General features: G+C 42.7%; 7 protein-coding genes and 1 pseudogene. 3 read left to right on the forward strand and 5 right to left on the reverse strand.

Going from position 1 to position 11,392, the window contains the following annotated elements; genetic code table 11:
- Positions 1-217: 217 nt before the first annotated feature.
- Positions 218-409, reverse strand: coding sequence for an alternative ribosome rescue factor ArfA (gene arfA, locus L1D51_RS17880; protein WP_054563243.1), 192 nt, complete (start codon positions 407-409; stop codon positions 218-220).
- Between the two features lie 233 nt (positions 410-642).
- On the opposite strand from arfA, the gene L1D51_RS17885 reads away from it, so the two are divergent.
- On the forward strand, positions 643-2,514 hold the full coding sequence (locus L1D51_RS17885; RefSeq protein WP_239964414.1) for a monovalent cation:proton antiporter-2 (CPA2) family protein: 1,872 nt from the start codon (positions 643-645) through the stop codon (positions 2,512-2,514).
- 487 nt (positions 2,515-3,001) lie between these two features.
- Here L1D51_RS17885 and L1D51_RS17890 read toward each other — a convergent pair whose 3' ends face one another.
- The 3 genes from L1D51_RS17890 to L1D51_RS17900 all read right to left on the reverse strand — a co-directional run bounded on the left by L1D51_RS17890 (position 3,002) and on the right by L1D51_RS17900 (position 7,568).
- Positions 3,002-5,545, reverse strand: coding sequence for a TonB-dependent receptor plug domain-containing protein (locus L1D51_RS17890; RefSeq protein WP_054563241.1), 2,544 nt, complete (start codon positions 5,543-5,545; stop codon positions 3,002-3,004).
- Between the two features lie 315 nt (positions 5,546-5,860).
- Positions 5,861-6,511: a UPF0149 family protein gene (locus L1D51_RS17895; RefSeq protein WP_239964415.1), complete on the reverse strand. Its 651-nt coding sequence runs from the start codon at positions 6,509-6,511 to the stop codon at positions 5,861-5,863.
- A gap of 82 nt (positions 6,512-6,593) precedes the next feature.
- Complete coding sequence (locus L1D51_RS17900) at positions 6,594-7,568, reverse strand: sensor histidine kinase (protein ID WP_239964416.1); 975 nt, start codon at positions 7,566-7,568, stop codon at positions 6,594-6,596.
- An 80-nt stretch (positions 7,569-7,648) separates the two neighbouring features.
- On the opposite strand from L1D51_RS17900, the gene nosR reads away from it, so the two are divergent.
- Positions 7,649-8,956, forward strand: coding sequence for a response regulator c-di-GMP phosphodiesterase, NosR family (nosR, locus tag L1D51_RS17905; RefSeq protein ID WP_239964417.1), 1,308 nt, complete (start codon positions 7,649-7,651; stop codon positions 8,954-8,956).
- 78 nt (positions 8,957-9,034) lie between these two features.
- Positions 9,035-10,057, forward strand: coding sequence for a ferrochelatase (gene hemH, locus L1D51_RS17910; RefSeq protein ID WP_239964418.1), 1,023 nt, complete (start codon positions 9,035-9,037; stop codon positions 10,055-10,057).
- A gap of 59 nt (positions 10,058-10,116) precedes the next feature.
- Here the strand turns inward: hemH and L1D51_RS17915 are convergent.
- Positions 10,117-11,264, reverse strand: a pseudogene (locus L1D51_RS17915) (benzoate/H(+) symporter BenE family transporter).
- Positions 11,265-11,392 lie beyond the last annotated feature (128 nt).

Raw genomic sequence — 11,392 nt, forward strand, 5'->3', positions numbered from 1 at the left:
GCACTCCTGACTTGTATAAAAAACAAGCAACACTTGTGTGAGGGTAGGTGAAAATAATGATTGTGTCGATTATGGGTATATAACGAATAAATTAGTTTTCAAGTAAAAATTTCTATAAAAATTGAGTGAAAATTATTCTTAACACGAATTTTAGTCCTAAAAAAAGCAAACACTCAGTGTTTGCTTTTCACAAAAATCCTATTTGATCACAACTTAATTAAGCAGCGATTAAATAGGACTCTCGTCCTGCATGCTTTGCCTTACGTTGATATGCACCTTTACCTTTTTTAGGTTTCTCTACTTTTGCGGTGAACAGCTTAGATGTAACCATTGCGGCGTACACATTATCGTTAATTACACCACGACCAGTATCAACTTGGCCTTGTGTACGTTGTTTCTTTTTGCTCATTTTTTGCTCCTATTTAAAGTGTTGCGAGTATATACCTACCTAAGCGCTACGCAAGCGGTTTTTAAGAAAAAAACGACGATTTCCCCACTTATTTTGTCTTAAGCGCTTTTACTAAACACCATGCCTTGTTGTCATTTTTCTGACTAAATTCGTATTTTTATTGCATTCACTACCTAACTGCTGGCAAAACTAGCGAAAACAATCATAGTTAATTAAAAACAAACAGGATTACGATGACTGACTTTCTCTTAATCGCCTATATTTTCCTTATTGCAGGCATTATTGCCGTGCCTATTGCCAGCAAGTTTGGACTTGGCTCAGTGCTTGGCTACTTACTCGCAGGTATTGTTATTGGGCCAACACTGACATTTTTAAATGTTGATGTGATTGCCATCCAGCATTTTGCTGAGTTTGGTGTGGTAATGATGTTATTTATTGTTGGCTTAGAGCTAGAACCCAAAGCGCTTTGGTCAATGCGAAAGCAGCTTATTGGCCTAGGTGGCGGACAGGTGGTTTTCTCAGCAGCCGCTTTTACTGGAATTGGTTTAGCATTTGGTCATGCATGGCAAACAGCACTTACAATAGGCTTAATATTATCGCTTTCATCGACCGCTATTGTACTGCAAACGCTTTCAGAGCGCGGGCTATTAAAATCAGATGGTGGCCAAGCCTCATTTAGCGTATTACTCACCCAAGATATAGCCGTTATTCCTATGCTTGCGTTTATTCCATTACTGGCTTTACCTGAATTAGCGCCCGCTATTGCAGATACAACCCATGCAAGCGAAGACGGTCATGCTCGCTTAAGCTTGGTGGCGGGCCTTGAAAGCTGGCAAGCAGCGCTGGTTACTTTAGGTATGATCGCGCTCGTCGTTTTTGGTGGTAACTACTTAACCGCACCGATTTTTAGATTTGTAGCACTGGCACGGCTTCGCGAGTTATTTACCGCAACAGCCCTATTCTTTGTTATTGGTATCGCTTTAATGATGTCGTTAGTTGGCTTATCCCCTGCGCTTGGCACCTTTTTAGCGGGTGTTGTACTTGCAAACTCACCTTATAAACATGAGCTCGAAAGTAATATCGATCCCTTTAAAGGACTATTACTTGGATTATTCTTTATCACCGTTGGCGCAAGTATCAATTTTCAATTACTCGCAGATAACCTAGCTACCATCGTGCTATTAACTAGCGCACTGATTGTAACTAAAACAGTTGTGCTATTAATTTTAGGCCGTATTTTTGGCCTAAAAGGCGCCGCACTTTGGTTGCTAGCACTGGGGCTTGCACAAGCTGGTGAGTTTGGTTTTGTACTACTTGCTTACAGTGTTTCTAATAATGTTTTAGCCACAGCCGTTGCCGACCAGCTATTACTGGTTGTGACCTTATCCATGCTGGTTTCGCCGGGGTTATTTATTCTGTATCAACGTGTGATAGCACCACGCTTTATTTGTGAGCAAGCAGGGCAAGAAACAGAAGAGTTCCCTGATGATAGCCATGTGATCATTGCAGGCTCAGGCAGAATGGGTGGGCTGGTTGACCGTATTTTACAAGCTGGCGGTTATAAAACCACTGTGATTGATTACAACTACAAGCAACTCGAAGCCCTTGAGCATGTTGGTATTCGTAACTTTTTTGATGATGCCACTCGACCAGATCTACTCAGTGCTGCAGGCATTGAAGATGCAAAACTGCTGGTTGTTGCGCTTGATGATGCCGATCAAATCACTAAATTAGTTCGTTATGCGATGCAAAATTACCCGCATTTACATGTGGTTGCCCGCGCTGTAGACCGCCATCATGTATACGATTTATGGGCTTACGGCTGTCGAGATATTATTCGCGAAACCTACGACAGCACCATGCGCATGGGCCGTTCATCATTTGAAGCACTCGGTATTGAGCGAGAAAAAGCCCAAGAAATGGTCGATATTTTCAGTGAGTTTGATAAAGAAATGCTACGAGAAGCTGCCGATGTCTACGAAATCGACGTACCATTCGAAGAAAACCATGCCTATATCGAACGTATCACCAAATTATTCGATGAAAAAGAACCCGAAATAAAACAACAAATGCGCGAGATATGCGAACGAGTTAAAAGGGACTAGGTTCGAGGGGTTAGGTGCTAGGGACTAGGGACTAGGAACTAGGAGCTAGGTTCGAGATGCGAGGTGAGAGATACGAGAGTAAACGCGATATAAAATCGCTGCTACAAATTTGATGTCGTTTGTAGGAATGGCTTTAGCCATGAACTCTTAAACACCAATCAAATGTAAAACTATTAGACGTAGGCGTGAAACTTGTTTCGCGCGCCATGCAAGCATAACGCCTACATGGCTAGGTTCGAGAGAAACGCGATATAAAATCGCTGCTACAGACTCGCATCTCTTGTCTCGCATCTCGCATCTCGCATCTCGTATCTCGTATCTCGTATCTCGTATCTCGTATCTCGCACCTCGAAACTCGCAAACTTTCCCCTTGCAACTCTCTAATTAAAGACAACTGTCATTGATAAAGCGACAAATGTCGGATACTACAATTAAGCAAAAAAATAGCGCCATTAGGCGCTATTTAAGTTTCATATCAACTTAGGAATTAAAAACTAAAACTTAATTTTGCATAGTAGGTCATACCATCAAAACCATAAGGTAGTGCACGAACAGGGTATTTGAATGCTTTATTCGTAATAAAATCAAGTGCTTCATCTTCGCCTAGCTCGTCTGGCGTTACATCAAAGATATTATCAATACCCGCCGATAGCATGAGTTCGTCAGTTAGCTGATAGCCCACGTTAACATCCACTAATACCGCAGACTCTACCGTGCTTGTGTCTTTAAACTCACCGGTAGGTGATAGCTCATCAGGTAAACCAATGTGGTCATTACCAAAGTATTTAACGTCTGTTTCACCATAGTAGTTAAAGCGTAGCATGCTGTTGAAATCGCCACGATCGTATTCAAACGTTAGCGTAGCACGCTCACCTGGTTGACCGTCTGTTAAGAAACTACGTTGTAAATCATCAAGGGCGATTGATTCAGGAATCCCCTCAGGTGCATTTACATCATCAATTTCAGTTTCGTTAATGTTACCCGCAAAGGTTGCTGAGAAATTACCGTCGTACAAATCGGTGCGGTACGAAGCAATAATATCAACCCCTTTGGTGGTTGAATCAACTGAGTTTGAGAAGTAGTTGGCTTGCTGTGCCCCTGTTGCATTAAGCGCGGCCACGGCCTCGGCACTAAACGAAACATCGTCCGCCGACATTAAGCTGCCAAGGGTAATTCTGTCTTTAATAGCAACATGGTAAAAATCAACAGTTAGCGATAAATCGCTGGTTACGTTGTAAACAAAACCTGCACTTAAGTTTTCTGAGCTTTCAAGGCCAAGGCTATCGACGCCAAGTGCTGACGGAAAATCAGAGCCCGCTGTTGCTGTGAATGATTGCAATAACACGCCACCAGCACCTAAGTTTGTGGTGTAAGCTGTATAGGCACTTTGTTGCAGTGATGGTGCTCTAAAGCCAGAAGAAATCGCACCACGCACGGCAAAGTCATCGGTAATTTCATAGCGCGTTGCTAGCTTACCAATGATGTCATCACCGGCATCAGAAAAGTCTTCATAACGAAGCGCTGTGCTTACTTGCCATGCGTCCGTGATCAGCGTTTCGGCATTTACATAAAATGCATAGCTGTGACGGCTCTCTTTGTTTGACGCTTCAGGGCGCAAACCGTTATAAGCTTGGAAACCACACTCAGCGAATACGCTGCTGTCGTTTACCGCAGGGTATGAGCTATCTGAATTAGCTAAACCACACGCATAAGAGGCTTCTTCGCCCGGCACGATTTCATAATTTTCTTTACGGTACTCAGCACCCACAGATACATATAAAGGCTCGCTGCGACCAATATCTACAATACCATTAAGGTCTGCATTTACTGTTGTTTGATCAAATCTAAAGCCACCTGAATATCCGCCTGAAGGGCCTGCATTAGCAGCAATATCAGCATCACTTGCATCTGGGTTATTCGCCACATATTCAGCAGCATACGACGCATTTAGAGTATTTTTTGAAGTGAAATCATAGCTATTTTCACCATATACGGCAGATACGTCATAGCTCCAATCTGGATTTAACTCTCCGCGCAAACCAAGTGAAAACGAAATATCTTCGGCTTCGTTATCGATACGAGGTAAAAAGCCATCGCCATATACTTGCACAACGTTCTTCGCTGCTTGGTCAAAGTTACGGTAAAAACCATTACCTAGCGCAGTACGGTTTGAGTATCCGCCAAATGAGTAAAGCTCGGTCTCACCAAATGGTAATGCCATGTTATAAAACACAGACGTAAATTCGCTATCAGCATTACCCTGTCCCCAACGAACTTCGTCAGACAGCGTACCGGCTGGTACATCAACTGAGCCTCCAGTGTCACGCTCAGCTCGGTTGGTGCCATCAGCATCACGGTATTCTAAAGAAAAGTTAATGAAGCCGCCTTCATCACCTAAATCAAAGCCACGGTTTAAACCCATTGAAATAGTGTCACCATCGCCTTCCCCCGTGCTACCCGCTTGCACATAGCCCGTTGTAACACCCGTTGAATCGTTTAACGATAAGTTGATAACACCGGCAATCGCATCAGAACCATATTGCGCAGCAGCACCATCACGAAGTACTTCAACACCTTTTAACGCAGTAAGCGGAATCGCATTCATATCAGTGCCCGCAGCACCGGCACCTACAGTACCATTTAAGCCAAAAATAGATTGGTTATGACGGCGTTTACCATTGATAAGCACTAACGTTTGGTCTGGCTGTAAACCACGAAGAGTCGCAGGTCTAAATAAGTCAGAGCCATCTGACACTTGCGTTCGAGAAAAGTTAAATGAAGGAGCCGTCGCTTGCAGACTTTGGCCCAGTTCAGTGAAACCACCTTTGTTTAAGTCGTCAGCATCAATCAAATCAACCGGCGATGTTGATTCGGTAGCTGTACGATTGGCAACTCGTGAGCCTAATACAGAGATTTGTTCGATGTTTTTATCTGCTTTTACAGCAGATGCTTGCTCTGCTGCCTGCACTGAAGTCGCAGAAACAGCCACACTAACCGCAACGGCCAGCATACTTAAAGAATGTGTTGTCATGTGTATCCTGTTGATATTCCGGCTTTCCTTAAAACAAAAAGACGCCCCTTTTGGAGAAATTAAGAAAAGCACTAAGCACGTGTTGTTGATTTTAGAAATCACGATTTTGAAAGCTAACTCAAGCCTGCGAATTAACTCTTGCAAAACATCCTATCAACAAATCCACAAAATGAAAGAAAAATCAGGTACGACTTAGGTATAAATATTTCCATTTGTAGTATTAATGGAATTTTTAAAGTTGGAATTATTCGTTTTTCAGTAGAAATAAGCAAAATAATGCAACTATCAGCTTATCTCTACTGAGGAGGGAAATGTTTACTGATCTTGCTCAAGCATCGCCAGTTTTTCATCTTCAAGCATTAACGCCATAGTAGCAATCTCAGATAAGCTCTCGTCTAGCGCATTAAAGAAGGTGGCAAACCCTTCGCCTAGTTTTTCTGGTTCAGGGTGATTTGCCAGCGCCTGATCCCACATTGCAAAAGTGGTTAGTAAATCGAGTGTTGCTTCAAAATTATCAATAAACAACTGACCATCTTCGCTTTCGTTTTCTTGCTGATCATCAGCTTTGAGTAAAAATTGTAAATCGCTGTGCCAAATATCTTGATTCACAATGTACGCCGCAATATAACCGCTACAAAAATCTTGCAATGCTTGGCTTGGTTCATTGCTGTTAACTTCATTTGGGTATAATTCGGCTAAGATTTTCTTTTGTTCAACTTGAGCTTCGGTTACGTTATCGAGCAGCTCAATCATTGCATCGCGCGGCTCTGATTCTGTCATTAAGGTGTTGAATACCGCTTCATCATTATCGGCTATATAATTTGCTAACTCTGACTCACCAAAAAACTCTGAGCAGGCTAACAAACCAGACATATAGCCAATCACTTGATCTAAACTAACTTGATTAGTTTCGCTTTTACTAGCGAGGTAATTTTTAAATACATCCGAACTTTGTTGGTTAAGCATATTGAGCCTTTACATGTTGTTTTGGTAAGGGTGTATTCCTACCCTAGCGAATTCACAAATTTTTGCAACAACTGAAATGCTGTCAGCTAGTTACAGTCTTCCTGACCTGACTTAGCACCGGGAACACGCAGCTAATTCGTGTGCCCATTCCTTCCGTACTTTGAATATCAATACACCCTTGATGTTCATGCACTATGGCATACACCATGGTCATCCCCATGCCGGTACCCTCACCAACGGGTTTAGTGGTGTAAAAAGGGTCGTATATTTTCGCAATGGTTTCTTCTGACATACCGGCGCCGTTGTCTTCAACATCGATATAAATATGCTGTTCAAGTTCATACACAGCAACGGATATTTCAGCTTTTGCGCTTAAATTATCACAAGCTTGTTTGGCATTAATTAAGATATTAACGATTACTTGGCTTATGGCGGGTAAGTTACACCAACTTTGTGATATAGGGCTGTACTGGGTATGTAAATGGCAGTTACGAAGTTGATTAGCGAGTAGTTTAACGGCACTTTTTACCGCCTCGGTCATATCGGCAAATTGTTTGTCGTGACTTTTAGGCCGCGAAAAGTCTAATAAGTTAGCCACAATTTTGCTGATCCTTTGCAAGCCTTGTGAGGTGTCGCTTATTAGTTCAGGTAAATCATCAGCCATAAAGCGAAACGAGTGCACTTTATTAAGCTCTGTTAACTGCTTACAAAACGTGGCTTTATCAGTATCATTGCAGGCAAATTCATCACATACAGCAAGTAACTCGCTAAAGTAATTACAGTAATTTTTTAAACAATCCACATTACTAATGCTATAGGCAAGAGGGTTATTTATTTCATGGGCTACCCCAGCACAAAGAGTGCCTAAAGTGGCCATTTTTTCGGCTTGAATGAACATAGCTTGATGATGCTCTAAGTCAGCAATTTTTTGTTCAAGCTCACTGTTTAATGCCACTAGAATACGGCTTTTATCAGCGAGCAATTGTTCAGCTTCTTCTCTGGCCGCTTTTTCTAACAAATAGGCTTGCTTAAAGTCATCCATTTTCGTCTCAAACATTGTTTGTCTCTTTTAAAACCTAGCACATGGCTTGATTTAAGGCTATGTTATTGATTAACGATGATTCACTCTAAAACGGTATGGCAGAACAAGTTAGCAAACAACATATTCAGGTTTTATGCATCGATGATGACGAAATCGTGCTGCGCACATTGTTACGCTTATTAGCAGCAAGCAACATCACTGCAAAAGCCTGCTCAGATCCACTTGATGGGCTAAAAGTTTTGGCCACTTATAGCTTCGATGTGATTATTTGCGACATGCGAATGCCAAACATGGATGGCGCCGACTTCTTTGCTCAAGCACTTAATATTGACCCAGAACCACACCGAATTTTGCTAACCGGTTACTCAGATATAGACAACACCATTGCTGCGGTCAATAAAGGTAAAATTCATGCCTATATTCAAAAGCCTTGGCAGAACGAGTTGCTGCTGCGCAACATTAGTGATGGCATAGAAAAAACCTCATTAAAGCGCCAAAACAAGCAGTTAGAGCAAAAAATAAAAGCGCAAAACAGCCAGTTAAAAGAGCTAAACAACAACCTTGAGCAAATGGTAGAAAAGCGCACTCTACAAATTCGAAAAGTGCTCAAACAACTCGAAGAAGTCAACGAGCGTGAAAAACACGAACACCGTGCCACATTCGAAATTTTATATAACTTTATTAATGCCAACCCTTATCTGGATGGTATGCAAGCGCAAAACATCGCCGCCACCAGCAAGCAAATTGCAGAACAACTTGGCTTAGACAAACAACATATCGATATGGCTGAAATGGCAGGTTATCTTGCACAAATAGGCTTGCTCGCCATGGAGCCTGAGCTGTATAAAAAACCAACCAGAGAACTCACTGAGAACCAAAAAAAGATTTTTTACACACACCCAAGTACCGCTCAGCTGATGCTCATGCCCGCGACTCATTTACATGATGTTTCTGAGGCTATTTATTACCAATTTGAACACTACAATGGCTCAGGCACACCGAAGGGCTTAAAGGGCAAAGAAATACCAATTACGGCAATGATTTTAGCGGTAGCCCGCGATTTCTGGCAGGCAATTGCACACATCACAGTACAAGATAATAGCCGTTACGAAAGTGCACTTGATCAGCTACGGCTATACAGCGGCACTCACTATCACCCAAAAATTTTAGAAGTATTAGATAGCATTAAAATAAGCTGTGCCAGCGATCAAAAAGTCGGCACCATGAAAATTATCTCGGCTCAAGATCTTAAAAACGGCATGGTACTTGGACATGCACTAAGAAGCTACGACGGTATCTTGTTATTACCTAGAGGGCATGTGTTTGGCGCAAAATCGATTGCAAAACTGCAGCAGCTTGAAGCAAGAAAACCGAATCCTTTTAGGATCATGATCAAAAATTAGCGAATAAAGTGATCACATAATCAGCTTACTTCGTTACAATGTGATTTATATTACGATTACTTCATATAGGAGCACTCAGTGTCGCGATTTTCCGCCATAACCGATAAGCCTCATGACGGCCGATTCAACAAAAAAACGGGCATTTTACTGACTAACTTAGGGAGCCCAGACGCCCCTACTACCGCGGCACTTAGAACTTATTTACGCGAGTTTTTATCAGACCCTCGAATTGTCGAGATCCCACGTTTTATTTGGATGATCATCCTTTATTGCTTTGTACTTACGTTACGCCCAAAACGCTCAGCAGCACTTTATAAAAGCATCTGGACTGAAAACGGCTCACCACTCACGCACATTACCCGAGAGCAAAGCAAAAAATTGGCAGCCCTTTTAAAAGACAAAGGACACCATGACACTGAAGTGGTCATGGCCATGCGCTACGGAAACCCTTCAATTGAAGCAGGCCTTGAAGAGCTTCGCGAAAAAGGCATCACTCGCGTGATTGTGCTGCCAATGTACCCCCAATATTCAAGCACCACAATTGGTTCAACGTTCGATGCGGTATCGAATGTTCTTCGTAAGTGGCGCTGGGTGCCAGAGCTACACTTTATTAATGGCTATCACGACAACCCGACATACATTGATGCTCTAGCTGCGAGCATTAGCGAAGATCTATATGCCCATGGCATGCCGCAAAAATTGGTGTTTTCGTACCACGGTACACCTAAACTGTTTTTAGAAAACGGCGACCCATACTATTGTTTTTGTATGCAAACCACCCGTTTAGTGGCAGAGAAACTTGGCTTTGAGAAAGACTTTGCTGTAACAACTTTCCAAAGCCGTTTTGGTAAAGCTGAATGGTTAAAGCCATACACAGACGCAACCCTTGAAAGCTACCCTGCTGAAGGTATTAAAGACGTTGCAATTCTAAGCCCAGCATTTAGTGCCGACTGTTTAGAAACATTAGAAGAACTCGAAGGCGAAAACCGCGAAAACTTTGAACACGCTGGCGGTGAAAAGTACCGCTACATTCCTGCATTGAATACCCGCGATGACCATATCAATGCGATGTTTGAAGTGATAAAACCATTACTTAAATAACGAAAGGCCCTGGTTATTATATACGTAACTAGGGCCTTTTTTAATATTGAAGCGTGTCATTAATCTTTACGTGTCATTAGCAAGGTAACCGTGCCAGCAACAATCCCCCAAAACGCAGAACCGACCGAGAATAAGGTTAGGTTAGAGGCTGTGACCAAAAAGGTCACGATCGCAGCTTCGGTATAATACGCCTCAGTTAATGCTTGTTGTAAGCTACTCGCAATGGTGGCAAAGAGTGCAATGCCTGCCAACGCCAAAATCAATGCCTGTGGCAAACTTGCAACCAAGCCAACTAGCGTTGCAGCGAGGAGCGCCATAATAATGTAAAACACGCCACCAGCAATGCTTGCCCAATAACGTTTGTTTGGATCTTTATCAGCCTCGGGGCTCATACAAATGGCAGCGGTAATGGCCGCTAGGTTAATGGCATAGCCACCAAAAGGCGCAATAAACACATTTAGTAGCCCGGTTACATTTAGCGCTGCAGACACCGGAGCTTTGTAGTGATGCGCTTTTAAAACAGCAATACCCGGTAAGTTTTGCGACGTCATGGTGACAATAAACAGCGGCAAACCAACACTTATCATGGCGTTTAAGTCAAACTCAGGCGCAATGTAAGCAAACTCGCTCATTTTCCACTGCCAGCTAGAGGTATCAATCTGTCCAGTCACACCAGCCATTAAAAAGCCCGCAACAACCACTGCAAGCATAGCGAAGCGTGGGAAATAGCGCTTTCCACATAAATAAACAGCCACCATTAAACCAATGACTAAAGGTAGCTCATTCATAAAGTTGAACACATCAATACCAAAATTCACCAGCACGCCTGCAAGCATGGCACAAGCCAATTGGCTTGGGATCTTGTTCATCATTTTTTCGAACACGCCGGTAATACCAGACAAAACACCAGCGCCGCCGAGAACATAAACGCGCCAACAGCTTGGTTTAAGCTATACCCTTGGGCACTTGAAATAAGCAGTGCCGCTCCAGTTGTTGACCACGCGATAAGAATGGGCACTTTGTAATAATAAGACAACGCAATTGAGCTAACGCCCATCGCAAGACCAAGCATTAACACCCAGCTGGCAACTAAATCAGGTGTGCCACCTAACACCATAACAACCTGATAAATAAGCGCGATTGAACTGGTAAAGCCAATAATAACGGCCACTAATCCCGCGGTTGCTCGACTGATGAGCTGACTCATGTACACACACTCCTTGGCAATTAAAAATCTACCATATCCTATGATTTGCCAGATGGCACTGTACACTTTTGTAGTATTTTAAGATTTATTTGCTATACAGATGACACAAAAAAGGCGTGTTATAAACA

Origin of the sequence: Pseudoalteromonas shioyasakiensis (assembly GCF_022398475.1) — a bacterium.
In the GTDB taxonomy this organism is placed as follows: domain Bacteria; phylum Pseudomonadota; class Gammaproteobacteria; order Enterobacterales; family Alteromonadaceae; genus Pseudoalteromonas.

What these genes read in the sequence shown, in the direction of transcription:
- L1D51_RS17895 (WP_239964415.1), bottom strand. Translation starts at nt 6,511, where the DNA reads ATGCTTAACCAACAAAGTTCGGATGTATTTAAAAATTACCTCGCTAGT.
- L1D51_RS17900 (WP_239964416.1), bottom strand. Translation starts at nt 7,568, where the DNA reads ATGTTTGAGACGAAAATGGATGACTTTAAGCAAGCCTATTTGTTAGAA.
- L1D51_RS17885 (WP_239964414.1), top strand. Translation starts at nt 643, where the DNA reads ATGACTGACTTTCTCTTAATCGCCTATATTTTCCTTATTGCAGGCATT.
- nosR (WP_239964417.1), top strand. Translation starts at nt 7,649, where the DNA reads ATGGCAGAACAAGTTAGCAAACAACATATTCAGGTTTTATGCATCGAT.
- L1D51_RS17890 (WP_054563241.1), bottom strand. Translation starts at nt 5,545, where the DNA reads ATGACAACACATTCTTTAAGTATGCTGGCCGTTGCGGTTAGTGTGGCT.
- arfA (WP_054563243.1), bottom strand. Translation starts at nt 409, where the DNA reads ATGAGCAAAAAGAAACAACGTACACAAGGCCAAGTTGATACTGGTCGT.